This window comes from Sphingobium sp. YBL2 (assembly GCF_000943805.1).
Classification (GTDB): Bacteria; Pseudomonadota; Alphaproteobacteria; order Sphingomonadales; family Sphingomonadaceae; genus Sphingobium; species Sphingobium fuliginis.
Map to the genome: position 1 here is coordinate 3,410,575 of NZ_CP010954.1, position 23,507 is coordinate 3,434,081.

The window sequence follows — 23,507 nt, forward strand, 5'->3', positions numbered from 1 at the left end:
CCCGGAAAGTCTCTCATCCATTCGAGGCATATGCCCGGCAACAACAAAAAGCCGCCCGGTGAGGGGCGGCTTTCCTGTTATCGTCCGGAAAGGAAAACTCAGGCTTCTTCGGCCGGAGCTTCTTCGGCTTCCACGGCGATTTCGCCGGGTTCCGCATTCGGATCGTAATCTTCGGTGAAGCCGCTTTCGTCCTTTTCGAACAGGTCGGCCATCACATCGACGCCCTGCGACTGAAGTTCGGCTTCTTCCGGCGAGCGGGCGACGTTCACCGTGACGGTGACGGCCACTTCCGGATGCAGCGCGACCTTGACGTCGAACACGCCGAGCGTCTTGATCGGGCGCTCCAGAACCACCATCGCCTTGGTGACGTTGGTGACGCCATCGGCGTGCAGCGCTTCGACGACGTCACGGACGGCGACCGAACCATAGAGGTGGCCGGCGTTCGACGACTGGCGGATCAGGACGATCTGCTTGCCGTTCACGCCTTCGGCAGCCTTTTCGGCGTCCGAGCGGCGAGCGGCGTTGTCGGCCTCGATCTTCGCGCGGTTCGCTTCGAAGACCTTCTTGTTGGCGGCGTTCGAACGCAGCGCCTTCTTGTTGGGCAGCAGGTAGTTACGCGCGTAACCGTCCTTCACGGTGACGACGTCGCCGATGGCGCCCAGCTTCTCGATGCGTTCAAGGAGAATGATTTCCATGGGTCTTTCTCCCTTACTTCACGATATAGGGCAGCAGGCCCAGGTGACGGGCGCGCTTGATGGCCTGGGCCAGCTCGCGCTGCTTCTTGGCGGACACCGCGGTGATGCGGCTGGGGACGATCTTGCCGCGTTCGGACACGAAGCCCTGCAGCAGACGGACGTCCTTGTAATCGATCTTCGGCGCATCCTTGGCGGCGAAGGGGCAGCTCTTGCGGCGGCGGAAAAACGGGCGTGCCATGGTTCAGATCTCCTTATTCGCCGGCGGCTTCTTCGCGCTCGCGGCGCGGGCCGCGATCGCCCCCACGATCATTGCGGTCGCCACGATCGCCGCGCGGACCGCGTTCGGCGCGTTCCTGCTTGCGCATCATGACCGACGGACCGGTCTCCAGCTCATCGACCTTGATGGTCATGTAGCGGATGATGTCTTCGTTGATCTGGGTCTGGCGCTCCAGCTCCGCGACGACGCCGGCCGGGGCGTCGATGTTCAGCATCACATAATGCGCCTTGCGGTTCTTGGCGATCTTGTAGGCCAGCGAGCGCAGGCCCCAGGTCTCGACCTTGGTCACCTTGCCCTGCATATCCTCGACGATCTTGGTGGCGGTTTCCGCCAGAGCGTCCACCTGCGCCTGTGCCAGATCCTGGCGCGCAAGGAACACATGCTCGTAAAGAGCCATGGGTATTGCCTCATCTGTTGGCCGATCGCTGACGCCCACCCCATGTGGAACGCCCCTCCGGCTGTCGTCTCAAGCATTGATTCGCGCGACCGCGAGTCACCCCGGGTCGTGCGAAGCGGCGCCTATGACGGAAATGCGCGGGAAAGGCAAGGGCGGATCGGCGCAGCAGGGGCACGCAATTTTACCGTTCGGGATGAGCTTGTCGAAGCCCTTTTCTTCTTTAATCTCGGTTGCAAGGATTGACGGGCGGGGCTTCGGCAGGTTCAGCCCGAACGGAGGGGGGCATCTTATGGCGGTCGGAATAGCGGCCCTGTCGCTGATATTGCTGATGGTCGCGGCCTATCGGGGGATGAGCGTCATCGTGATGGCGCCGCTGCTGGCGATGCTGGCCGTGTTCCTGACCGATCCCGCCGCCGTGCCAGCGGTCTTTTCCGGCGTCTTCATGGAAAGGGTGGGAAGCTTCCTGAAGCTTTATTTCCCGGTGTTCCTGCTCGGCGCGCTGTTCGGCAAGCTGATAGAGGTTTCCGGCTTCTCGCGCGCGATCGTCACCGCCGTGATCGGGCTGGTGGGGGCAGGCCAGGCGATCCCCGCGATCATGCTGGTGTCGGCGCTGCTGACCTATGGCGGCGTTTCGGTGTTCGTGGCGGTGTTCGCCGTCTATCCCTTCGCCGCGGAGATGTTCCGGCAGGGCGACATTCCCAAGCGGCTGATACCCGCGACCATCGGTCTTGGCGCCATCACCTTCACCATGGATGCGATGCCGGGAACGCCGCAGATCCAGAACATCATCCCGACCAGCTTCTTCGGCACGACCGCCTGGGCGGCCCCGGCGCTGGGGCTGGCAGGATCGGTCTGCATCATGGGGCTGGGCCTCACCTATCTGGGCTGGCGCAGGCGGGCGATGCAGGCGGCGGGGGAGGGCTATGGCGCGCCGGAGACGCTGGTGAACGAGCCGGAAGCCGCGGACCGGGGCGATCGGACCGTGCATCCGCTGATCGCCCTGCTGCCGCTGCTGGTGGTGGGATTGGGCAATCTGGCGCTGACCATGCTGATCCCGCGCCTTGTGGCGGGGGAGGAGGTGGCCGTGTCGCTGGCCGGCCTGACCGATCCCGTCGTGGTGAAGGTGGCTCAGGTCGCCGCGCTCTGGGCGGTGGAGGGCGCCCTGCTGCTGGGCATAGGGACGATCCTGCTCTTCGCCTTCCCGCAAGTGGCGCGGCGCTTTGCCGATGGGTCGAAGGCGGCCGTGGGCGGCGCGCTGCTGGCGGGGATGAATACGGCGGTCGAATATGGCTTCGGCGCGGTGATCGCCGCGCTGCCGGGTTTTCTGGCGGTGAAGGAAGCGCTGAAGGCCGTGCCCGATCCACTGGTCAACGAGGCGATTACCGTGACGTCGCTTGCCGGGATCACCGGCTCGGCTTCGGGTGGGCTGTCGATCGCGCTTGCCGCCATGGCGGAACAGTTCGCGGCGGCGGGCGATGCGGCGGGCATCCCGCGCGAGGTGCTGCACCGGGTGGCCTCCATGGCGAGCGGAGGGATGGACAGCCTGCCGCACAATGGCGCGATCATCACCTTGCTGGCGGTGACGGGCCTGACGCACCGGCAGGCCTATAAGGATATTTTCGCCCTGACGCTGATCAAGACCTTCACCGTCTTCGTGGTGATCGCGGTCTATTATCTGACGGGGCTGGTATAGGACGCCCCGGAGCGCGGCTCCGGGGCGTATCGGCCTTAGCGGATCGCGCCGGTGACGACCGATGCGATGATGCCGCTGGCGATGGCGACCAACAGCGCGTCATTGCCCGAACGAACCCAATGATAGCCGCGCGGCGGGGTGCGCAGGCGATAGCCGCGATAATTGTCGATCACGCGATAGTTGCTCGCATGGCGGCGGTCGAAACGCTGGCCCTTGGCCCAGCGGCGATGATTGTCCTTGCGGATCACCGTGGTCTTGGTGACGGTGCGGCCATGGGGGCCATGCTTCACCACCTGATGCACTTCCCGCTGCGGCGCGGCCTGGGCCTGGCTGACGACCATGGGGCTTGCGATCATGGTGGTGGCGGTCAGCGCCGCGAGAAACTTCCTGAACATGGACTTGCTCCTTCTTCTTCGATCTTGCCGCCGGCTGTCCGGCGTTGAAGCAGAAATAGGACGCATTTGTCGCAGGCTTGTGCCATCGGTCAGTAAAGAATGTCGGAAATTGTAACAGGTGCGGAATTAGTCTGAATATCGGTTCATAATTCCTGTTTTTCCAGTGATTTGCATGAATGTCCGTTCAGTTTTTCGAAGAAGGGCGTATTTCCATTTTCCGCCTGAGCCCTGGCATGGAAAAAGCCCCGAAGGGGCTTCGGGGCTTCGTTCCGGAGCGCGCTGCATCAGGTGGATCGGACGCAGGCCGGACGCTCCAGGTTTCTGTCGCCACATCTGCTTTGTCGCCAGCCGGCGCCCCCTTTGGCGCACGATGGTGGGTAGAAGGCGCGGATGAGGTCAGTCGGAAAGCGGCGTTGCCGTCACGACCATGCGCTGGAGCAGGATCGGACGGTCCTTGCCCTCCAGCACGGGTGCGGGCCGGAGACCGGGGACGCCGCCCCAGGGGCCGACGCCCAGGCCGAACAGCAGGGCGCAGGCCGACAGGCCCAGAATGGCGGTCTTGATCATGATCTCCCTTTCGCAATGCCCTGCGGGCGTCATGGGGGAGCGATAGGCGGCGCTTGTCGCAGGACTGTGCCGGCAGCCGGAAAAATTGTGAGAAAATGTAACGGGCAGGGGGAATTGAATGTTTCCCGCGAAGGCGGGAGCCCGGTCCCAGACCCGGAACCGGCGCCCTGCCTGCGCCATGAACAAGCCATGGCCTATTCGTGGCGCAGGGCGTCTATCGGGTTGAGCGCGGCGGCGCGGCGGGCCGGAAAATAGCCGAAGACGACACCGATCGCGGCCGAGAAGAGGAAGGCGATCAGATTCACCTTCACATCGAAGATGAAGGGCACCTGCATCAGCGGAGCGATCGCGACCGAGGCGATCAGCGCCAGGAACAGGCCGATCAGCCCGCCCAGGCAGGACAGCACGATGGCCTCGACCAGAAACTGCATCAGCACTTCGCGAGCGACCGCGCCGATGGCGAGGCGGATGCCGATCTCGCGGGTGCGCTCCGTCACCGACACCAGCATGATGTTCATGATGCCGATGCCCCCCACCAGCAGGGAAATCGCCGCCACCGCCGCCACGATCTGCGTCAATATGGTGGTGGTGCCGGTCAGCGTGTCGCTGATCTGCTTGGTGTCGAAGACGTTGAAATTATCTTCCGCGCCCGGCTTCACCTTGCGGCGTTCGCGCATCAGCTCCTCCAGGCTGGTCTGGACCGTGCTGGTGTCATAGGCGTCGTCTACCGCGACCATGATCTGGCTGATGTCGCGGTCGCCGGTGAAGCGGCGCTGGACGAACTTGATCGGCATGACCACCACATCGTCCTGATCCCCGAAGCCGCCTTGGCCCCGTGTCGCGAGCGCGCCGATCACCTGGCAGGATACGCCCTTGATGCGTATGCGCTTGCCGATGGGGTCATTGCTCTGGAACAGGTTGGTGCGCACCGTATTGCCGATGATGCAGACGGGTTTTCCCGCTTCCTCCTCCTCCGGCATGAAAAGGCGGCCGGTGTCGGCCTTCCAGCTTTGCACCTCGAAATAGGCGGCGGTAGTGCCATAGACAGTGGTGGACCAGTTGCTGCCTTCATAGATGGCCGTGCCGCTCGACTGCACCATCGGCGCGACCGCGCGGACGCCGGTAAGCTGGTTCTCGATGGCGGTCAGGTCGGCGGGCTTGAAGTCGGGCGGGCGCGGTCCGCCACCGCCCCGGCCGAACCCCTGGCCGGGACGAAGTTGCAGCACATTGGCGCCCAGCGAGCTGATCTGTTCGCGCACGGCGGCGGTCGCGCCATTGCCCAGCGTGACCATGGTGACGACCGCCGCCACGCCGATGATGATGCCCAGCGTGGTGAGGAAGCTGCGCAGCTTGTGCCGGTTGATCGCGCGAAAGGCGAGGATGACGGTGGTGCCCAGCATCTTCAGCGCGCGCCTTCGTTCATTTCCGTCATCCCCGCGGAGGTGGTAATGACGGGGGAAAATATCGCCATCACGCCGTCACTCCCTGCTCGACCCGCTCCACCAACCCATCCTTGAAATGCACGATGGTCCGCGCGAAGGCCGCCATGTCCGGCTCATGCGTCACCATCAGCACAGTGATGCCGCCATTGCGGTTGAGGTCGGTCAGCAGTTCCATGATCTCCACCGATCTTTCGGAATCGAGGTTGCCGGTCGGCTCGTCCGCCAGCAGCACGTCGGGCTGGGTCACGATGGCGCGGGCGATGGCGACGCGCTGCTGCTGCCCGCCGGACAGTTCGGCGGGCGTATGGTCCCACCAGTCCTTCAGGCCTACCTTGTCGAGCGCCGCCATGCCCGCCTCATATCGGGTCTTCTTGTCCTCGCCGCGATACAGCAGGGGCAGTTCGACATTTTCCAGCGCCGTGGTGCGGGACAGCAGGTTGAACCCCTGGAACACGAAGCCCAGATAGCGGCGGCGCAGCAGGGCGCGCTGGTCGCGGTCGAGCGTTTCGACATGGCGGCCCTTGAACAGGAACTCCCCGCCGGAGGGCACGTCGAGGCAGCCCAATATGTTCATCGTCGTCGACTTGCCGGAGCCCGAAGGCCCCATGACCGCCACGAAATCGCCTTGCGCAATGTCGAGGTCGATGCCCTTCAGCGCCTGAAAGGCTGTCGGGCCGGAGCCATAGACCTTGGTGACGCCGCGAAGGGAGATGATCGGATCGGCGGCCATGCGCGTCAGGTTCCGCTCTGCCGGCCGGTGCCGCGCGGCTCGCCGCCCTGGCCCTTCGGCGCCGATGGCGCGACCGGCGCGGTTTCGGCCTTCCCGTCGCCCGAATTGCCGAGCTTGCCGACAGTGGCCGGGCTGCCGTCGGTGGACCGGCCGCCTTCCGTCCGGCGGTTGCGGTCGCGCGGCCCGCCGCCCTGCGAACCGCCATCGGCCTGATCCTCCGCCGGCGCCTGCTGGCCCGCCGCAAGCTGCCCGGTGATGACGCGCATGCCCGGTTTCAGGTCGCCGCCCGTGATGACCGTGCGCGCGCCGTCGCTGGCGCCGACGGTCACCTGCACGGCCTTGGGATTGCCGTCCTCGCCCACGACATAGACGGTCTGGCTGCTGCCAATGCCGAAACTGACCTGCCGGCTCGCGCCGCCGCGCCGGAACCTGCGCGGGCCGGGGACGATCTGGCTGGTGATGCCGCCGCCCTGGTTGCCCGCGCTGGGCTTGAAGCGAAGCGCGCTGTTGGGGACCAGCAGCACGTCATGCAGTTCCTGCGTCACGATGTCGGCGGTCGCGGTCATGCCGGGGCGCAATATCTCGTCCTTGTTGTCCACCGACAGCACCGCCGTATAGGCGACGACGGTGCCCGTCGTGCTGCTGGCCGCGCTGCCCCCCGACGATGAGGAGGAACTGCTGCTGCTGGCGCTGTTGGAGCCCACATTGACCCGCGTCACCCGCGCCGGAAAGGTGCGGCCGGGGAAGGCGTCGACGGAGAAATTGGCGCTCTGGCCCTCCTTCACCTGTCCCACATCCGCCTCGTCGACGGAAACCTCCACCTCCATCTGGGTCAGGTCTTCCGCAATGGTGAAGAGCACCGGCGCGTTGAGCGAGGCGGCGACGGTCTGGCCCGGCTCTATGTCGCGGGACAGGACGACGCCGGTCACGGGCGAGACGATCTGGGCGATGGAAAGATTGGTCTGCGCCGTGGAAAGCTGCGCCTGGGAAACGCGAACCTGCGCCTGTGCGGAGCGGAGGTTGGCGAGGGCGGAACAATAGTCGGCCCGGGCGGCGTCCAGTTCCGTCCTGGCGGGAACGCGCCCGCCGGAAAGCTTGAACACGTTGAGCTGGCGGTCGAGCGTCGCCCTGGCCAGCGCCGCCTGCGCTTCCGCCTGCGCCACGCTGGCCTGCGAGGAGGAAAGCTGCGCGCGGTTCTGGTTGATCGTATCCACCAGCCGCCGGGTGTCGAGTTCGGCCAGCTTCTGCCCCCTGGTCACCCGGTCGTTCACATCGACATAGACCGCCGTGATCTTGCCCGACTGTTCGGAACCGACATCGACCTGATTGATGGGCTTCAGATTGCCGGTGGCGGATACGGAGACGGTAAGGTCGCCCTTGCGCACTTCCCGCGTCGCATAATTGGGCTTGTCGTCGCCCGAAAAGCAGCGCGCAAGCAGCAGGATGAGGATCAGCAGGGCGACGCCCACCGCGCCCCGGACCACCCATTTGCGCCACGGCTTTTCCGGCCGCGCGCCAAGAAAGTCGTTGATGTCCTGATCGCTGGTCACATCATTGCTCATCTTTTTGCTCATGAGGGGGGACGGCCTTCCATATTCTGCCAGCCGCCGCCCAGCGCATTGTAAAGCTGGGCCAGGCCAAGGACCTCGTCGGATTGCGCGCCGGCAAGGCTGTTGCGCGCGTTCAAAAGCGAATTCTCGCTCTGGGAAAGCGTCTGGAAATCGATCAGACCCGCCTGGTACTGGCTGCGCGCCAGTATCGCGGCATTGTTCGACGCTTCATAGGCGGTCGCGAACTCCGCCTTGCGGGCGCGTGCGCTCGACAGCGACGCCATGGCATTCTCCACATCCTCCAGCGCGGACAGCACCGCCTGCTTGTAGGCGGCGAAGGCGGCGTCGGTGGCCGCCCGTTGCGAACGGACCTGCGAGGCGAGGCGTCCGCCGTCGAAGATGACCTGCGCCACATTGGCGAATACGCCGCCGGTGACCAGGCTGAACAGGTCTTTGAAACTGTTGGACGTGGTGCCGATATTGCCGCTGATGCCAAGGGAAGGATAAAGCTGCGCCTGCGCCACGCCGATGCGCGCCGTCGCGGCGGCCAGCGCCCGTTCGGCCGAGCGCACGTCCGGCCGCTGGCGCAGCGTGTCGGCGGGAATGCCGGTGGCGATCTGCGCGGGCGCGGCGGGAATCGGCGCCGGCGTTTCAAGGCTCCGGGTCGCTTCGCCGGGCGCCTGCCCCGTCAGCACGGCGATACGGTTGAGGCTGCCCCGAAGGCTCGCCTCAAGCTGCGGGACGGTGGCGTTGGTCTGCGCCAGTTGCGCCCGCGCCTGCTCCGCGTCGATCGAGGAGACGAGGCCCGCCTGAAGCCGCCAGTTGGCGATGTTGTAATTGTCCTGCTGGATCGCCTGCGTCTCCCGCGCGACGCGCAACTGCTCCTGCGCCAGACGCGCCTGCACATAGTTGGTGACGAGTTCGGAGACGATCGTCGCCCGCACATTGGCCAGGTCATAGCCGGATGCGGCAAGATCGGCCCGCGCGGCCTCCGCCGAACGGGACAGTTCACCGAACAGGTCGACCTGCCAGCTTGCATTGGCGCCGACGGAATAGCTGCTCGACCAGTTGGAGCCGCCGCCGCCGATCGGATTGCCGCTGGGGTCCAGCCGCCCGCCCGCATCCCGGCTGCTGTAGTTGCGCCCGCCGCTGGCCGATCCGTTCACCTGCGGCAGGAAGGCGGCCCTTGCCTGCCGCAGCGACTCCCGCGCCTGGCGCAGACGCGCCTGCGCCTGAACGATGTCCAGATTATGGGCGATCGCCCGGTCGATCAGGCCGCTCAGCGCCGGATCGTCGAGCCGCGTCCACCAGGCGCCAAGCTCCGCTTCGTCGAGCGGAGCGCCGCCGCCCTGGCTATAGGCCGCCGGCACGCCGAGCGCTGCGGGGGCAGGGGCGCGATAATCGGGACCGGCTGCGCAGCCCGACAGGACCAGCGCGGTTCCCGTGATCCATCCAAAGCGATATCGCACCTTTTCCTTATACTCCGTCATCGTTAAAGGCGGTCCTCCAACGAGAACTGCCGAAATGGGCCGGGCGCCTCAACGGCATTTGTGTCTCAAAGTGTAACGACTTTGAAAAATTGCGCTTTTGCAGGGGCGCGCATGTCAGAAGGTGGATGATGAGGGCATTTCTTTTTCCAGGGCAGGGCAGCCAGTCGGTCGGCATGGGCAAGGCGCTGGCCGATGCGAGCCCGGCCGCGAGGGAGCTGTTTCAGGAGGTCGATGACGCCCTGTCGCAGCATTTGTTCCGCATCATGGTGGAGGGGCCGGAAAGCGACCTGACGCTGACGGAAAACGCCCAGCCCGCGATCATGGCCAATGCGCTGGCGACCCTGCGCGTGATGCAGAAGGAAGGCGGCTTTTCGCTGGCGGAGAAAGGCGATTACGTCGCCGGGCACAGCCTTGGCGAATATAGCGCGCTGTGCGCGGCGGAGGCGTTCGACATTGGCACCACGGCGAAGCTGCTGAAGCTGCGCGGGCGCGCAATGCAGGCGGCCGTGCCGGTGGGCGAGGGCGCGATGGCGGCCCTGCTGGGCGCGGACATAGAGAAGGCGCAGGCATTGGCGGAGGCGGCTGCCGAGGGTGAGATCTGCACCGTCGCCAATGACAATGATCCGACGCAGGTGGTGATTTCCGGCCATCGCGGCGCGATCGAGCGCGCCGTCGCGCTGGTGAAGGACCATGGCATCAAGCGCGGCGTCCTGCTGCCGGTTTCCGCGCCCTTCCACTGCCCGCTGATGCAGCCCGCGGCGGAGGCGATGGAGGATGCCCTGGGCAAGGCGGCGATCAACACGCCGCTGCTGCCGGTCTATGCCAATGTGCTGGCAAGCGCGATCGCCGATCCGGACGAGATCAGGCTGCGGCTGGTCGAGCAGGTGACGGGCCGCGTGCGCTGGCGCGAATCCGTCGCCGCCATGTGGGACGCGGGCGTCACCGAATTCGTCGAACTGGGCGGCAAGGTGCTGGGTCCGATGGTGAAGCGCATCGCTCCCGACGCCACCGTGCGCAGCGTCGTGACGATGGACGATATCGAGGCCGCGCTGGGCGCGCTGTGAGCGGCGGCATGAGCAGCGCTCCCGTCCTGACCAGCCGTGACGGAGCCGTCCTGACGGTCACGCTCGACATGCCGGACCGGCGCAACCCGATCTCCGATCCGGCGATGGTCGACGCCCTGTGCGCGGTGTTCGAGCAGGCGGATCGCGACCTGTCGGTGCGGGTGGCGATCCTGACCGGGGCGGGCAGCGCCTTTTCATCGGGGGGCGACCTCAATGCGATGCGCCCCGATGCGGGCGGCCTGCGCGCGGGACTGCCGGCGCAGACGCGGCGCAACTACCGGGCGGGAATCCAGCGGCTGCCGCTGCTGTTCCAGGCGCTCGAACTGCCGGTGATCGCGGCGGTCAACGGCCCGGCCATCGGCGCGGGCTGCGACCTGACGCTGATGTGCGATGTCAGGATCGCGGCGCAATCCGCAAAATTCGCGGAATCCTTCGTCAAGCTGGGCATCGTTTCCGGCGATGGCGGCGCGTGGCTGCTGCCGCGCATCGTCGGCTTCTCCAAGGCGACCGAACTGGCGCTGACCGGTGAGACCATCGACGCGGAAGAGGCGCTGCGGATCGGGCTGGTGAGCGAGGTGGTGCCGGATGCCGACCTGCTGGCGGCGGCGCGCAGGGTGGCCGACAGGATCGCCGCCAATCCGCCGCATGCCACGCGGATGACCAAGCGGCTGCTGCGCGCGGCGCAGACGGCGGAATTGAACCAGATCATGGAAATGGCGGGCGCGATGCAGGCGCTGGCCCATGCGACGGCGGATCATGATGAGGCGATCGACGCCTTTTTCGAGCGCCGGACGCCGAACTTCAAGGGAGATTAGAATGTTCGATCTGACAGGCATGACCGCGCTGGTGACGGGCGCTTCGGGGGGCATCGGCTCCGCCATTGCGAAGGCCCTCGCCGCGCAGGGCGCCACGCTCGCCCTTTCGGGCAGCAATGAGGAGAAGCTGAAGGCCTTCGCCGCGGAACTGGGCGGGGACCACAAGACGCTCGTCTGCAACCTCGGCGACCCGGCGGCGGTCGACGCGCTGGTGGGCCAAGCGGTGGAAGCGCTGGGCGGCAAGCTCGACATCCTCGTCAACAATGCCGGCATCACCCGCGACAACCTGATCCTGCGCATGAAGGACGAGGAATGGTCGGACGTGATCGCCGTCAATCTGGAGGCCGCCTTCCGCCTGGCCCGCGCCGCCGCCAAGCCGATGATGAAGGCGCGTTTCGGCCGCATCGTCTCCATCACCTCGGTCGTGGGCGTCACCGGCAATCCGGGACAGGCCAATTATGCCGCGTCCAAGGCCGGCATCATCGGCATGTCCAAGTCGCTGGGTCAGGAACTGGCGAGCCGGGGCATCACCGTGAACTGCGTCGCGCCGGGCTTCATCCGTTCGGCCATGACCGACGCGCTGAACGATGCGCAGAAAGGCGCGATCCTCGCCAGGATTCCGGCGGGCGATCTGGGCGCGGGGGAGGACATCGGCGCGGCCGTGGTCTATCTCGCCAGCAAGGAGGCGGGTTACGTCACCGGCCAGACGCTGCATGTCAATGGCGGCATGGCGATGATCTGAGGGGGAGGGATCGGTCGGTCCCAAAGTCCCACGCTGCGGCTTTATTCCATCGCGGCCGAAAATTTTGGGCATTTGCAAAAGGGCAACCTTGTGCCATCGGGGCTGAGGAGTCGAATGCAGGTGGGGCGATGCCATCCGATTGTTTCTTGCCTCTTGCCTCTCGTTGGGCTTGCCTCTAGGGCATGCCTTAACAAATATTCAGAACCATCAACGATACCCAGTAAGAAGGACCACTCATGAGTGAGACCGCGGATCGCGTAAAGAAAATCGTCGTCGAGCATCTGGGCGTCGAAGCCGAAAAGGTGACCGAGGATGCGAGCTTCATCGACGATCTGGGCGCTGACAGCCTGGACATCGTTGAGCTGGTGATGGCGTTCGAGGAAGAATTCGGCGTCGAAATCCCCGACGATGCGGCCGAGAAGATCGCCACCGTCAAGGATGCCATCGATTATATCGACAGCAAGCAGTAAGAGCGTTCGGCGGCCTGCCCGGCATCGGGTGGCCGCTGCGTTTACAAAAGGGAATGGCTCCTCCTGTCCGGCAAAACCGGGTCTTGGGGAGCCTTTTCGTATCTGGTCCCGTTCACAATCGCCTTTCCAATGGCTAGATGGGCGGCGTTGAGCCAAAGACTATTTTTCGGAGCAAGCATATGCGTCGTGTTGTCGTCACCGGCCTTGGCATGGTCAGCCCGCTCGGCGGGGATGTGGAAACGACCTGGAAGAACATCATCGCGTCGAAGTCCGGCGCGGCGACGATCACGCGCTTCGACGCCAGCGAATATAAGTGCCGCATCGCCTGCGAAGTGAAGCCGGCGGATCATGAATATGGCTATGATGCCGGGCTGGACGTGGATCACAAGATCCAGCGGCAGGTCGACCCGTTCATCGTCTATGGCATTTCCGCCGCCAGCCAGGCGCTGCGCGACGCCGGTCTCGACAATATGAGCGAGGAGGATCGTCTGCGCGCCGGCTGCTCGATCGGTTCGGGCATTGGCGGCCTGCCGGGCATCGAAAGCGAATCGCTGGTGCTGGCGAACCGGGGGCCGGGCCGGGTCAGCCCGCACTTCGTCCATGGCCGCCTCATCAACCTGATCTCCGGCCAGGTGTCGATCAAATACGGTCTCATGGGCCCCAATCACGCCGTCGTGACAGCCTGCTCGACCGGTGCGCATTCGATCGGCGACGCTGCCCGCATGATCGCGCTGGACGATGCCGACGTGATGCTGGCGGGCGGCGCGGAAAGCGCGATCTGCCCGATCGGCATCGCCGGCTTCGCCCAGGCCCGCGCGCTTTCCACCGCCTTCAACGACACGCCGGAAAAGGCCTCGCGGCCCTATGACGTCAACCGCGACGGCTTCGTCATGGGCGAAGGCGCGGGCGTGGTCGTGCTGGAGGAATATGAGCGGGCCAAGGCGCGCGGCGCGAAAATCTACGCCGAAGTCGTCGGCTATGGCCTGTCGGGCGACGCCTATCACGTCACCGCCCCCCATCCGGAGGGCAATGGTGCCTATCGTTCCATGGAAATGGCGCTCAGGAAATCCGGCCTTGGCCTTGGCGACATCGACTATGTGAACGCGCACGGCACTTCGACGCCTTTGGGCGACGAGCTGGAACTGGGCGCGGTGAAGCGGCTGTTCGGGGAACATCTGGGCACCATGTCGATGAGCTCGACCAAGTCGGCCATCGGCCATCTGCTGGGCGGCGCGGGCGCGGTGGAGAGCATCTTCTGCATCCTGGCGCTGCGCGACCAGATCGTGCCGCCGACGCTGAACCTCGACGAGCCGAGCGAAAGCTGCAAGGGCGTCGACCTCGTCCCGCATGTCGCCAAGGAACGCAAGGTGCGCGCGGTGCTGAACAATTCGTTCGGCTTCGGCGGCACCAACGCCTCGCTCATCATGAAGGCGGTCTGAGACATCGGCGATGCGACGGCTTGGCTTGGGCATAGTGCTGATCGGCCTGGCCGTCGCGGCGTTCGTCGCTTTCCGCTTCGTCTATGGCTGGACCGAGGCAGGCCCGGCGACGAAGGACATCGCCATCGTCGTGCCCGAAGGCTCGACCATCGCGGACACCGCCATTCTCCTGAAGCAGAAGGGGGCGGTGCGCTCCGCCGACGCCTTCCTGACGCGGGCCAAGGTCTTCGGCCGCGGCAAGTCGATCAAGGCGGGCGAATTCCTGATTCCCAAGGGCGCCAGCAATTCCGATATTTTCCGCATCCTCCAGGGCGGCAGGACGCTGACCCGGCTGGTCACCATACCGGAGGGCATGCCCTCCATCCTGGTCCATGAACGGCTGATGGCGAATGAGGAACTGACGGGCGAGATTCCGGTGCCGGAGGAAGGCAGCGTTCTGCCCGACAGCTATGCCTTCGACAAGGGCGAGAGCCGGGCGGCGGTGCTGAAGCGCATGCAGGGTGCGATGAGCAAGGCGCTGGCGAAGATGTGGGCGGAACGGGCGCCCAACACGGTCGCAAAAACGCCCAGGGAAGCCGTCATCCTCGCCAGCATCGTCGAAAAGGAAACGGCCGTGCCTGCCGAGCGGCCGACCGTCGCCGGGGTTTACGGCAATCGCCTGAAGGCGCGCATGATGCTCCAGGCCGATCCGACGATCATCTATCCGATCACCCGGGGCAAGCCCTTGGGCCGGCGGATCAGAAAGTCCGAAATCGCCGCGGTCAACGACTATAACACCTATGCGATGACCGGTCTGCCCAAGGGGCCGATCGCCAATCCGGGACGCCTGTCGATCCTCGCGGTGCTGCACCCGGCGGAGACGAAGGCGCTCTACTTCGTCGCGGACGGGAAGGGCGGCCATATCTTCGCGGACACGCTGCAAGAGCATAATGACAATGTGCGCAAATGGTTCGAAATCCGGCGCGCCAGGGGTGAGCTTTGAAGTGAGCTGACCGATGGCGCGCTTGGGTGGGGAGCGGATGTTCCCCCTCCCGCAAGCCGGAGGGGGTTAGGGGGTGGGCTGGCGCAACATCCGCGTTGTTTTGCAACGGCCAAGTCAGAAGCTCGCTCCGCTCGCGCCCACCGCTAACCCCTTCCGTTTACGGGAGGGGAATGTCCTGGGATGGCCATAGACCGCCGCCAATCACCGCAACAACCCTACTGCCCAAACCCTGACTCGCGCGCCAGCGCCACCGCTTCCCGCGCAGCGGCGAGCAACGCGCCGCTCTTCGCCTCGCACTCCCGCTGCTCATATTCCGCCGTCGAATCCGCGACGATGCCCGCGCCCGCCTGCACATGCATCACGCCGTCCTTGAGCACGGCGGTGCGTAGCACGATGCAGCTATCCATATTGCCGTCCGGCCCGAAATAGCCGACGCCCCCGGCATAGGCCCCGCGCGTTTCCGGCTCCAGTTCCGCGATGATCTCGCAGGCGCGCACCTTGGGCGCTCCCGACACGGTCCCCGCGGGAAAGCCCGCGAACAAGGCGTCCAGCGCGTCCCGGTCCGGCGCCAGCTGTCCCACCACGTTCGACACGATATGCATCACATGGCTGTAGAATTCGACGCTGTAGCTGTCCGTCACGGTGACGGTGCCGGCCGCCGCGACCCGCCCCACATCGTTACGCCCCAGGTCCAGAAGCATCAGATGCTCCGCCCGCTCCTTGGGGTCGGCCAGCAGGCTTTCGCGGTTGGCGGCATCTTCGACGGCATTCCTGCCGCGGGGCCGGGTGCCGGCGATGGGCCTGATCGTGACCTCGCCATCCCGCGCCCGGACCAGGATTTCCGGACTCGACCCGATCAGCGCAAAGCCGGGCAGGTCGAGATAATAAAGGAAGGGCGAAGGGTTGATCCGCCGCAATGCCCTGTAAAGCGCAATCGGCGGCAGCGTGAACGGGCTGGTGAAGCGCTGCGCCAGCACCACCTGAAAAATGTCGCCCGCAACGATATAGTCCTTCGCCTTTTCGACCATCGCGGCATAGCGGCCCGGCTCCAGCACCGGCGTCACGGCGACTTCGGCAATCCCGGCGGGAGCGGCCTGCGCGGGGAGGGGAGCCGCCAGCCGGGCGGCAACGGCGTCGATCCGTTCCAGCGCCTGCTCGACGGCGCGGTCGGCATCGGCAAAGCTTCCCTTCCACACCGGCGCGACCAGGAACAGTGCATCGGCCAGCCGGTCGAACACCAATATCACCGTCGGCCGCACGAACAGCATGTCCGGCAGCGCAATCGCATTTTCGGGCGGACGCGGCAGCTTCTCGACCAGCCCGACCGTCTCATAGCCGAAATAGCCGACCAGGCAGGCCAGCGCAGCGGGCAGCGCCGGATCAAGCTCAGCCCGGCATTCCGCCACCAGCGCCCGCAACGCGTCCAGCGCGTCGGCGCCTTCCGGCACGAAGGCCTCCCGGTCGGTCGCCCATTGCCGGTTGATCTCCGCCGCATGGCCCTGCGCCCGGAAGACGAGGTCGGGGGCGAGCCCGATCAGGCTGTGGCGGCCTCGCACCGCGCCGCCCTCGACCGATTCCAGCAGGAAATCGCCGCGATCGGGCTCGAACAATTTCAGCGCGGCGGAAATCGGCGTGTCCGTGTCGGCGATCTGGCGCCGCCACACCAGCGCGGATTGCCCCGCCGCCAATGCCTTGCGCGCGCTCTCGATGCCGTCCATCCCCGCCGGTCTCCCCGCAACCACCTTACTGACCGCCACTATTGGCGTTGGCGAGCGCGCGCTGCACGCCGGCCACCGCATTGGCGTTCCGCCTGACGCCCAGCTCCTTCTCGACCGCGCGCTCGAACTGCTGGCCATATTCCTGGCCGACCACTTCGCTGAGCTGGTCGCGGACCTGATTCACCAGCGCCTTGTCGCTGCCTGCATCGCCGCGCTTGATGCCGTTCAACTGCACCACGAAATAGCCGCGATCCTGCCCGGCGGGCAGCGTCTTCACGCTGTTGGTCGCCATGGTGAACAGCATCGCCACTTCGGCGGGCGGACGCTGGCCGTCGCGCATGATGTCGGCGCGGCGGCCGCCCACCACCTGCGGCTTGGGCAGGGCGACGCCGGCGGCGGCGACCGCCTCGTCCAGCTTCATGCCCTTGGCGACCTTGGCGCGGATCTGCTCGGCCAATGCCTTGGCCTTCTCATTGCCCTGGGCCAGCTTGTACTGCATCGCGACCAGCGGTTTCACCTTGGCGAGCGGCGGCGGCGCGGCGGCCTGTATGTCGCCGGGCGCGGTCAGGGCATAGCGCTTGTCGGCAACGATCGGGACCAGTTGCGCATCGTCGTCCTGGCTCATGCCGAAGACAGGGGCGAGCAGCGGCTTCACATCCGCCGGCACCTGATAGGCCACATCCTCCACCTGCTTGCCGGAGGAGACGAGGAACGGCGTCGTTTCCAGCTTCAGGCCATTGTCCTTCACCACTTCCTCGAAGCTGCCGCCATTGGCGATCTGATCCTCGATCTTGCCGGTGAAGTCATTGAGCAGCCGCTTCTCCTTCTGCGCGCGCAGCGTGGTGACGATCTCGTCCCGCACCGCCGCCAGCGCGCGGGCCGGGGTCGTGCTGACCGTCGTGACCCGCAGCAGCACCCAGCCCAGCGATCCACGCAGCGGCCCCACCAACTCGCCCTGTTTCGCGGCAAAACCGGCATTGGCGACGGCGGCGGACGCGGCGGAGGCCAGCGCCTCCCGGCTCTGGTCCTTCAGTTCGGAGACGGAGAGGCCGGCCGATTGCGCTGCGCCGGCGAGCGACTTGCCGCCCTTCACCTGATCCGCGATCGCCTTGGCGCCCGCCTCGGTCGGCAGGATCAGCTGCTCGAAGCTGCGGCTCTCCTTCGCGGCGTAGGCGGCCTTGTTCTGATTATAATAGCCGGCGATCTCCGCATCGGTCGGCTGCGCGGCCTGCGCGAAGCGTTCGGCGTCGATCACGGCGTAGCGGATGCGGCGCTGTTCCGGAATCGTATAGCGCGCGGCATTCTTCCTGTAGAAATCGCCGAGTTGCGCGTCGGTCGGGTCGGCAATGTCCTTGAACGCGGTCGCGGGAACGAGGGCGATGGTGCCCTGGCGCGCCTCCAGCAGCAGCGAGGCATAGGGCAGCACCATGGAGTCGGTCAGCTTCACGCCCAGCCCCAGCGGGGCCAGCATCTGCCGCTCCAGTATCTCGCGGCTGATGTCGTCGCGCAGCGCCTGTTCGGTGATCCGCTCGCGCAGCAGCAACTGCCGGAAATTCTCCTGGCTGAAATTGCCGGCCGCATCCTGGAAGGCGGGGATCTGCGCGATCTGGGCATCGACCAGCCGCTTGGAGATGTGCACCTTCTGGTCGCTCGCATATTCCTTCAGCGTCATCGACGCGACAAGCTGGTCATAGACCTGCGCCGCGCCGCCCTGCGCCAGGAAGTCGCCGATCTGCAATCCCGGATTGGACCTGCGCGCATTTTCGAACACGCGCTGCACCCGGTCCTGCAATTCGGTCATGGTGAGGCGCGACCCGCCCGCCTTGGCGGCGGTCTCGCCGCCGCCAAGGGACGATCCGAACTTGCCGCTCGTAATGTCCCCCATGATGAAGGCGGCCGCGATGATCCCCAGGAAGATCAGGGCCGCAAAGGCGCCGAATTTGGAGCGGATGAAACGGCGAAAGACTGAAAGCATGGAGGAAAGTCCGTAAAAGCGGCTTTGATGGCGGCCCGCTTTAAGGGCGGATCGTCGCGCGGGCAAGGGGCGCTGGGGTGCCAAGGCTGGACAAATGGCCGCACGCCGTTCATCGGCTCGGCCAACCCGGCGGCGCGGATTGGAGAGCCGTGCCGCAGGGGACCGTGCAGCAATAACCATAAGGGGAAAGATCGATGAGCAGGCGAAAGCTGGTTGTCGGCAACTGGAAGATGAACGGCCTGCGCGCCCAGCTGGGCGAGGTGGAGGCGATCGGCGGCCTCGCGCGCGACTATCCGGCGGTGGAAGTCGGGCTGTGCCTGCCCGCGACGCTGATTTCGCCGGCGGACGGCGTGAAGGGCGCGGCCTTCATCGGCGCGCAGGACTGCCATATGAAGGAAAGCGGCGCGCATACCGGCTGTCTGTCCGCGGCCATGCTGGCGGAAGCCGGGGCGAGCTGGACCATCGTCGGCCATAGCGAGCGGCGGCAGGACCAGGGCGAAACCGACGCGGACGTCGCAGCGAAGGCGCTGGCGGCGCGGGCGGCGGGGCTGAAGGTCATCCTCTGCGTGGGCGAAAGCCTCGACGTGCGCGATGCCGGCAATGCGGAAGCGGTGGTGGCGGCCCAGTTGCTGGCGTCCCTGCCGGACGGGGCGGCGGCGGACTGGCTGGCCATCGCCTATGAGCCGATCTGGGCCATCGGCACGGGCCGGATCCCCACCATGGAAGCGGTCGCCGCGATGCACGCCGCCCTGCGCGCCGCGCTGGCGAGCCGGATCGGGGTCGAGGCTGAGGGGATGCGAATCCTCTACGGCGGATCGATGAACGGCGACAATGCGGCGGAGCTACTGGCGCTGGCCGATGTCGACGGCGGCCTGATCGGCGGCGCGAGCCTCGCGGCGGCGAAATTCGCCCCGGTGATCGCGGCAGCGGCCTGATCGCCAATAAACAAGCCCCTCCCGCTTGCGGGAGGAGGGAGAGAGGACGGGGGCGGTTGCCCCCGCGCCCCATCATCGCTATGTGCGCGGCAACCCACCCTTTACCGGACAGATATTCGTCTCATGTTCACCTTCATCCTCGTCGTGCAGGCCATCGTCGCTGCCCTGCTGGTCACCGTCATCCTGATGCAGAAGTCGGAAGGCGGCGGCCTGGGCGTCGGCGGCAGCCCGGCGGGGTTCATGTCGGCGCGCGGCGCGGCGGATTTCCTGACCCGGTCGACCACGGTCCTCGCCGGCATCTTCGTGACGCTGTCGGTCGTGCTTGCGGTGATCGCCTCGGTCCAGCACCGGCCGAGCGACATCGACACCTCGCTGGTGAAGCAGGCGCCCCCCCAGGCTCCCGCATCCGCTCCGGCCCCGGCGACCGGCAACGATCCGCTGGCCGGCGCTGCGGGCGCGGCGGGCGGCGACGCCGCCAACGGCGCGGTCCCGCTCGCCAACTAGGCGGCCTGACCTCCCCATTTCGCTTTTTTCGCACGCGCGATGATTCGCGCGCTTGCCCAACTCGTTTGTAAAAGGCTAAGCCTCTCCTCCCATGGCGCGGTATATTTTCATCACCGGCGGCGTGGTCTCCTCGCTTGGCAAGGGCCTGATGGCCGCTTCGCTCGCAGCACTGCTGCAGGCGCGAGGTTTCCGTGTGCGTATCCGGAAATTCGATCCCTATCTCAACGTCGATCCGGGCACGATGAGCCCGTATCAGCATGGCGAGGTCTATGTGACCGACGACGGGGCGGAAACCGACCTCGACCTCGGTCATTATGAGCGCTTCACCGGCGTTTCGGCGCGGCAGTCGGACAATGTGACGCAGGGCCGGGTCTATCAGACCATCATCCAGCGGGAACGGCGCGGCGACTATCTGGGCGCGACGGTGCAGGTGATCCCGCACGTCACGGACGAGATCAAGGCCTTCGCCCTCGCCGAATCCGACGACCTCGATTTCGTGCTGTGCGAGATCGGCGGCACGGTGGGCGACATCGAATCGCTCCCCTTCATGGAGGCGATCCGCCAGCTCCATAACGATCTGGGGCGCAACCGCTCCATCTTCGTCCATGTGACGCTGGTCCCCTATATCGCGGCGGCGGGCGAGCTGAAGACCAAGCCGACCCAGCACAGCGTGCGCGAACTGACCTCGCTGGGCATCCAGCCCGACATATTGCTCTGCCGCTGCGAACATCCGCTGCCGGAAAGCGAGCGGCGCAAGATCGCCCTGTTCTGCAACGTCCGCCCCGAAGCGGTCATCCCCGCCCTCGACGCCAGCAGCATCTATGCCGTCCCGACGCAATATCATGCGGAGGGGCTGGACGACGAAGTGCTGCGCGCCTTCGGCATCGAAAACGCGCCCGCGCCCACGCTCGACCGCTGGCACGACATCATGGACCGCCAGCAGAATCCGGAAGGCGAAGTCACCATCGGCGTGGTCGGCAAATATGTCGGCCTGCCCGATGCCTATAAGTCGCTCTATGAAGCGCTGACCCATGGCGGCTTCGCCAACCGGGTGAAGGTCAACATCAAATGGCTGGACGCCGAACTGTTCGAGGAAGAGGGCGCGGACATCGCCGCCCGCCTTGAACCGATGCACGGCATCCTCGTTCCAGGCGGCTTCGGCGTGCGCGGGTCGGAAGGCAAGATCGCCTCGGTCAAATTCGCCCGCGAACGCAATGTGCCCTTTTTCGGCATCTGCCTCGGCATGCAGATGGCCTGCATAGAGGGCGCGCGGAACACGGCGGGCATCGCCAACGCCTCCACCACCGAATTCGGCGAAACCAGCGAGCCGGTGGTCGGCCTCATCACCGAATGGATGAGCAAGGAAGGCCTGCAGAAGCGCACCGCCGAAACCGACCTTGGCGGCACCATGCGGCTGGGCGCCTATCCGGCGAAGCTCACCGGCAACAGCGTCGTCGCGGGCATCTACAACGCCACCGACATCAGCGAACGCCACCGCCACCGCTATGAGGTCAATGCCGGCTATCGCGAGCCGCTGGAAAAGGGCGGCCTGATCTTCTCGGGCATGTCGCCGGACGGCACGCTGCCGGAAATCGTCGAACGTCCCGACCACCCCTGGTTCGTCGGCGTGCAGTTCCATCCGGAACTCAAGTCCAAACCCTTCGACCCGCACCCGCTCTTCGCCAGCTTCATCGAAGCGGCGGTGAAGCAGAGCCGGCTGGTGTAAGAGGAACGGGGCCGCAAAGGCCCCGTTTTTTTGTTCAGACAGCAGGCGTCAGCTTCAGCAACCGCCCCTGCGACCCTTGCCCGCCATCCTCCAGCAGCCAGAGCGCCCCGTCCGGCCCTTGCTCCACCTCCCGGATTCGCGCGCCCATGTCCCACTGGTCGGCCTTGGAGGCCTTCTCCCCCTCCAGCTTCACCCGCACCAGCGCCTCGCTCGACAGCCCGCCGATGAACAGCGAATCCTTCCATTGCGGAAACAGGTCGCCCGAATAATAGACAAGCCCGGCCGGGGAGATCACCGGATTCCACCAGACTTTAGGCGCCTCAAACCCGTCGCCCGCCTTGTGATCGGGAATGTCCCGCCCGTCATAATGGCTGCCGTTGGAGGCGAGGGGATAGCCATAATTCAATCCCGGCCTGATCAGGTTCACCTCATCCCCGCCCTTGGGGCCCATTTCCTGCTCCCACAGCCGCCCGTCCTTGTCGAAGGCGATCCCCAGCAGATTGCGATGCCCATAGGACCAGACCGCCGGATGGAACCCCTTCGCCGCCAGCGGATTGCCCGCGGCCGGCGTGCCGTCCAGATTAAGCCGCAACACTTTCCCCAAAGTCGACTTCGGGTCCTGCGCCGGATCGAATTTCTGCCGCTCGCCATTGGTGAAGAACAGATGTTTCCCGTCCGGCGAGAAGGCGATTCGTCCCGAATAATGGCCATTGCCATCCACATATGGGCTGGCGCGGAAGATCACCTTCACGCCGTCCAGCTTCGTCGTCCCGTCGCTCGCCTGATTGAAAACCCCCGTGGCCAGCGCCACGCCCTTGCCGCCCTGACCCGCCTCTGAGAAACTGAAATAGACCGTCCCGCTCCGTGCAAAGTCCGGTGCCGGCACCACGTCCATCAGCGCGCCCTGACCCGCGCTGTCGACCGGCGGAATGCCCGCGACCGGGATTTTCGTCCCGTTCTTCGGATCGAACAGGATCATCTCGCCCGCCTTCTCCGTCACCAGCATCCGGCCATCGGGCAGGAAGGTCATGGCCCAGGGCGCATCGAAATCAGCGATCACGGAAGTCCTGAACGGCTTCGCCGCCGACGCGGCGCTGTTCTGCCCCACGGCATCGTCCGCCGAACAGGCGATCAGGGCCAGCGGCAGGGCGGTGAGGGCAAGATGGCGCATATCGTCTCCTCTCGGCTGAATCGGGGAATTGATGACGCTACCAGAATGCGCATCAAATGCCTCGCGACAAATGAGTTGCAGCTTTGCGGCATCCCGCCTATATCGCCCCTGCTTCCTTACATCGTCAAACATGTCGGGGTCGCGGGCGGATCGCCTGCGGCGACGGGAAGCCGCAATTTTGTTTTTTTGGGAGATCCCATGGCGGACATCGCCGAACTGACGGCCCTGATCGAACCGGAGGTGAAGGCCCTGGGCTTCGACCTCGTGCGCATCAGGCTGTTCGGCTCGGGTGACGAGCATACGCTCCAGATCATGGCCGAGCGCCCTGAAACGAAGCAGCTTGTCATAGAGGATTGCGCCACCATCTCGCGCCGCCTCTCGGACGTGCTGGATGAAGCTGACCCGATAGAGGAAGCCTATCGCCTCGAGGTCAGCTCTCCGGGCATCGACCGTCCGCTGACCCGCCTCGCCGATTTCCTGGAATGGGCCGGGCATGAGGCGAAGATCCAGGCTACGGAGGCCGTGGCCGGGCGCAAGAGCTTCCGGGGCGTGCTCAAGGGCATTGAGGGCGACGACATCCTGTTCCAGGATGCCAAGGCCGGCGATGTCGTCATCCCTTTCGCGCTGGTCGGGGATGCCAAGCTGATACTGACCGACGCGCTGATTGCTGCTAGTATGCCGCTCTCCTCCGATGGGGCGGACGAGTTCGAAACCGAGGAATAAGGGTTTA

The 23,507-nt window shown here is 65.8% G+C and carries 23 protein-coding genes; 11 read left to right on the forward strand and 12 right to left on the reverse strand.

Translation table 11 applies throughout. The features are described from left to right. Positions 1-98: 98 nt before the first annotated feature. From rplI to rpsF, 3 genes are read right to left on the reverse strand one after another with little or no spacing between them, the layout of a single operon-like run. Entirely contained in the window at positions 99-695 is a 597-nt protein-coding gene (gene rplI, locus TZ53_RS15805) for a 50S ribosomal protein L9 (protein ID WP_025549380.1), read from the reverse strand. Between the two features lie 13 nt (positions 696-708). Beyond that, on the reverse strand, positions 709-933 hold the full coding sequence (gene rpsR, locus TZ53_RS15810; RefSeq protein ID WP_004212076.1) for a 30S ribosomal protein S18: 225 nt from the start codon (positions 931-933) through the stop codon (positions 709-711). Between the two features lie 13 nt (positions 934-946). Continuing rightward, on the reverse strand, positions 947-1,369 hold the full coding sequence (rpsF, locus tag TZ53_RS15815; RefSeq protein ID WP_025549379.1) for a 30S ribosomal protein S6: 423 nt from the start codon (positions 1,367-1,369) through the stop codon (positions 947-949). 289 nt (positions 1,370-1,658) lie between these two features. On the opposite strand from rpsF, the gene TZ53_RS15820 reads away from it, so the two are divergent. Beyond that, a complete protein-coding gene (locus TZ53_RS15820; RefSeq protein ID WP_044661900.1) occupies positions 1,659-3,062 on the forward strand; it encodes a GntP family permease in 1,404 nt (467 codons plus the stop codon). A 35-nt stretch (positions 3,063-3,097) separates the two neighbouring features. Here TZ53_RS15820 and TZ53_RS15825 read toward each other — a convergent pair whose 3' ends face one another. The 6 genes from TZ53_RS15825 to TZ53_RS15845 form a co-directional block, all read right to left on the reverse strand. Continuing rightward, a complete protein-coding gene (locus TZ53_RS15825) occupies positions 3,098-3,457 on the reverse strand; it encodes an RcnB family protein (protein WP_025549377.1) in 360 nt (119 codons plus the stop codon). Positions 3,458-3,853: 396 nt separating this feature from the next. Continuing rightward, the gene (locus TZ53_RS27195; RefSeq protein ID WP_165363370.1) at positions 3,854-4,024 is read right to left on the reverse strand and encodes a hypothetical protein; all 171 of its coding nucleotides are present in this window, start codon (positions 4,022-4,024) and stop codon (positions 3,854-3,856) included. Positions 4,025-4,218: 194 nt separating this feature from the next. Beyond that, complete coding sequence (locus tag TZ53_RS15830; RefSeq protein ID WP_025549376.1) at positions 4,219-5,424, reverse strand: ABC transporter permease; 1,206 nt, start codon at positions 5,422-5,424, stop codon at positions 4,219-4,221. Positions 5,425-5,494: 70 nt separating this feature from the next. After that, on the reverse strand, positions 5,495-6,196 hold the full coding sequence (locus tag TZ53_RS15835) for an ABC transporter ATP-binding protein (protein WP_025549375.1): 702 nt from the start codon (positions 6,194-6,196) through the stop codon (positions 5,495-5,497). Positions 6,197-6,201: 5 nt separating this feature from the next. Further along, positions 6,202-7,758 carry an efflux RND transporter periplasmic adaptor subunit gene (locus tag TZ53_RS15840; RefSeq protein ID WP_044663092.1) on the reverse strand — a complete coding sequence of 519 codons (1,557 nt, stop codon included), beginning with the start codon at positions 7,756-7,758 and terminating at the stop codon, positions 6,202-6,204. A gap of 8 nt (positions 7,759-7,766) precedes the next feature. Beyond that, complete coding sequence (locus TZ53_RS15845) at positions 7,767-9,236, reverse strand: efflux transporter outer membrane subunit (protein ID WP_052628218.1); 1,470 nt, start codon at positions 9,234-9,236, stop codon at positions 7,767-7,769. Between the two features lie 128 nt (positions 9,237-9,364). On the opposite strand from TZ53_RS15845, the gene fabD reads away from it, so the two are divergent. The 6 genes from fabD (at position 9,365) to mltG (ending at position 14,748) form a co-directional block, all read left to right on the forward strand. Then, positions 9,365-10,300, forward strand: a complete 936-nt coding sequence (gene fabD, locus TZ53_RS15850) for an ACP S-malonyltransferase (RefSeq protein WP_044663094.1) — start codon at positions 9,365-9,367, stop codon at positions 10,298-10,300. Positions 10,301-10,308: 8 nt separating this feature from the next. Beyond that, positions 10,309-11,115, forward strand: a complete 807-nt coding sequence (locus TZ53_RS15855) for a crotonase/enoyl-CoA hydratase family protein (RefSeq protein ID WP_037482652.1) — start codon at positions 10,309-10,311, stop codon at positions 11,113-11,115. Position 11,116: 1 nt separating this feature from the next. Then, positions 11,117-11,857, forward strand: a complete 741-nt coding sequence (gene fabG, locus TZ53_RS15860) for a 3-oxoacyl-[acyl-carrier-protein] reductase (protein ID WP_025549370.1) — start codon at positions 11,117-11,119, stop codon at positions 11,855-11,857. A 236-nt stretch (positions 11,858-12,093) separates the two neighbouring features. Continuing rightward, a complete protein-coding gene (locus TZ53_RS15865; protein ID WP_007689016.1) occupies positions 12,094-12,327 on the forward strand; it encodes an acyl carrier protein in 234 nt (77 codons plus the stop codon). A gap of 179 nt (positions 12,328-12,506) precedes the next feature. Then, entirely contained in the window at positions 12,507-13,766 is a 1,260-nt protein-coding gene (fabF, locus tag TZ53_RS15870; protein ID WP_025549369.1) for a beta-ketoacyl-ACP synthase II, read from the forward strand. Between the two features lie 10 nt (positions 13,767-13,776). Continuing rightward, a complete protein-coding gene (gene mltG, locus TZ53_RS15875) occupies positions 13,777-14,748 on the forward strand; it encodes an endolytic transglycosylase MltG (protein WP_044661901.1) in 972 nt (323 codons plus the stop codon). A gap of 215 nt (positions 14,749-14,963) precedes the next feature. Here the strand turns inward: mltG and trpE are convergent, their stop codons facing one another. Beyond that, on the reverse strand, positions 14,964-16,466 hold the full coding sequence (gene trpE, locus TZ53_RS15880; RefSeq protein WP_044661902.1) for an anthranilate synthase component I: 1,503 nt from the start codon (positions 16,464-16,466) through the stop codon (positions 14,964-14,966). A 25-nt stretch (positions 16,467-16,491) separates the two neighbouring features. Continuing rightward, on the reverse strand, positions 16,492-18,441 hold the full coding sequence (locus TZ53_RS15885; RefSeq protein ID WP_044661903.1) for a peptidylprolyl isomerase: 1,950 nt from the start codon (positions 18,439-18,441) through the stop codon (positions 16,492-16,494). 194 nt (positions 18,442-18,635) lie between these two features. Between TZ53_RS15885 and tpiA the strand changes: the two genes are divergently transcribed. The 3 genes from tpiA (at position 18,636) to TZ53_RS15900 (ending at position 21,606) form a co-directional block, all read left to right on the forward strand. Beyond that, complete coding sequence (gene tpiA, locus TZ53_RS15890; RefSeq protein ID WP_044661904.1) at positions 18,636-19,376, forward strand: triose-phosphate isomerase; 741 nt, start codon at positions 18,636-18,638, stop codon at positions 19,374-19,376. 123 nt (positions 19,377-19,499) lie between these two features. Then, entirely contained in the window at positions 19,500-19,880 is a 381-nt protein-coding gene (gene secG / locus TZ53_RS15895; RefSeq protein ID WP_044661905.1) for a preprotein translocase subunit SecG, read from the forward strand. Between the two features lie 91 nt (positions 19,881-19,971). Continuing rightward, positions 19,972-21,606 carry a CTP synthase gene (locus TZ53_RS15900; RefSeq protein ID WP_044661906.1) on the forward strand — a complete coding sequence of 545 codons (1,635 nt, stop codon included), beginning with the start codon at positions 19,972-19,974 and terminating at the stop codon, positions 21,604-21,606. A gap of 34 nt (positions 21,607-21,640) precedes the next feature. Here TZ53_RS15900 and TZ53_RS15905 read toward each other — a convergent pair whose 3' ends face one another. Then, positions 21,641-22,777 (reverse strand): PQQ-dependent sugar dehydrogenase, encoded by a 1,137-nt coding sequence (locus TZ53_RS15905; RefSeq protein ID WP_044661907.1) that lies wholly within the window; start codon positions 22,775-22,777, stop codon positions 21,641-21,643. Positions 22,778-22,975: 198 nt separating this feature from the next. Here TZ53_RS15905 and rimP point away from each other — a divergent pair, with 198 nt between their 5' ends. Next, the gene (gene rimP / locus TZ53_RS15910; RefSeq protein ID WP_044663095.1) at positions 22,976-23,500 is read left to right on the forward strand and encodes a ribosome maturation protein RimP; all 525 of its coding nucleotides are present in this window, start codon (positions 22,976-22,978) and stop codon (positions 23,498-23,500) included. Positions 23,501-23,507 lie beyond the last annotated feature (7 nt).

What these genes read in the sequence shown, in the direction of transcription:
- rplI (WP_025549380.1), bottom strand. Translation starts at nt 695, where the DNA reads ATGGAAATCATTCTCCTTGAACGCATCGAGAAGCTGGGCGCCATCGGC.
- rpsR (WP_004212076.1), bottom strand. Translation starts at nt 933, where the DNA reads ATGGCACGCCCGTTTTTCCGCCGCCGCAAGAGCTGCCCCTTCGCCGCC.
- rpsF (WP_025549379.1), bottom strand. Translation starts at nt 1,369, where the DNA reads ATGGCTCTTTACGAGCATGTGTTCCTTGCGCGCCAGGATCTGGCACAG.
- TZ53_RS15820 (WP_044661900.1), top strand. Translation starts at nt 1,659, where the DNA reads ATGGCGGTCGGAATAGCGGCCCTGTCGCTGATATTGCTGATGGTCGCG.
- TZ53_RS15825 (WP_025549377.1), bottom strand. Translation starts at nt 3,457, where the DNA reads ATGTTCAGGAAGTTTCTCGCGGCGCTGACCGCCACCACCATGATCGCA.
- TZ53_RS27195 (WP_165363370.1), bottom strand. Translation starts at nt 4,024, where the DNA reads ATGATCAAGACCGCCATTCTGGGCCTGTCGGCCTGCGCCCTGCTGTTC.
- TZ53_RS15830 (WP_025549376.1), bottom strand. Translation starts at nt 5,424, where the DNA reads ATGCTGGGCACCACCGTCATCCTCGCCTTTCGCGCGATCAACCGGCAC.
- TZ53_RS15835 (WP_025549375.1), bottom strand. Translation starts at nt 6,196, where the DNA reads ATGGCCGCCGATCCGATCATCTCCCTTCGCGGCGTCACCAAGGTCTAT.
- TZ53_RS15840 (WP_044663092.1), bottom strand. Translation starts at nt 7,758, where the DNA reads ATGAGCAATGATGTGACCAGCGATCAGGACATCAACGACTTTCTTGGC.
- TZ53_RS15845 (WP_052628218.1), bottom strand. Translation starts at nt 9,236, where the DNA reads ATGACGGAGTATAAGGAAAAGGTGCGATATCGCTTTGGATGGATCACG.
- fabD (WP_044663094.1), top strand. Translation starts at nt 9,365, where the DNA reads ATGAGGGCATTTCTTTTTCCAGGGCAGGGCAGCCAGTCGGTCGGCATG.
- TZ53_RS15855 (WP_037482652.1), top strand. Translation starts at nt 10,309, where the DNA reads ATGAGCAGCGCTCCCGTCCTGACCAGCCGTGACGGAGCCGTCCTGACG.
- fabG (WP_025549370.1), top strand. Translation starts at nt 11,117, where the DNA reads ATGTTCGATCTGACAGGCATGACCGCGCTGGTGACGGGCGCTTCGGGG.
- TZ53_RS15865 (WP_007689016.1), top strand. Translation starts at nt 12,094, where the DNA reads ATGAGTGAGACCGCGGATCGCGTAAAGAAAATCGTCGTCGAGCATCTG.
- fabF (WP_025549369.1), top strand. Translation starts at nt 12,507, where the DNA reads ATGCGTCGTGTTGTCGTCACCGGCCTTGGCATGGTCAGCCCGCTCGGC.
- mltG (WP_044661901.1), top strand. Translation starts at nt 13,777, where the DNA reads ATGCGACGGCTTGGCTTGGGCATAGTGCTGATCGGCCTGGCCGTCGCG.
- trpE (WP_044661902.1), bottom strand. Translation starts at nt 16,466, where the DNA reads ATGGACGGCATCGAGAGCGCGCGCAAGGCATTGGCGGCGGGGCAATCC.
- TZ53_RS15885 (WP_044661903.1), bottom strand. Translation starts at nt 18,441, where the DNA reads ATGCTTTCAGTCTTTCGCCGTTTCATCCGCTCCAAATTCGGCGCCTTT.
- tpiA (WP_044661904.1), top strand. Translation starts at nt 18,636, where the DNA reads ATGAGCAGGCGAAAGCTGGTTGTCGGCAACTGGAAGATGAACGGCCTG.
- secG (WP_044661905.1), top strand. Translation starts at nt 19,500, where the DNA reads ATGTTCACCTTCATCCTCGTCGTGCAGGCCATCGTCGCTGCCCTGCTG.
- TZ53_RS15900 (WP_044661906.1), top strand. Translation starts at nt 19,972, where the DNA reads ATGGCGCGGTATATTTTCATCACCGGCGGCGTGGTCTCCTCGCTTGGC.
- TZ53_RS15905 (WP_044661907.1), bottom strand. Translation starts at nt 22,777, where the DNA reads ATGCGCCATCTTGCCCTCACCGCCCTGCCGCTGGCCCTGATCGCCTGT.
- rimP (WP_044663095.1), top strand. Translation starts at nt 22,976, where the DNA reads ATGGCGGACATCGCCGAACTGACGGCCCTGATCGAACCGGAGGTGAAG.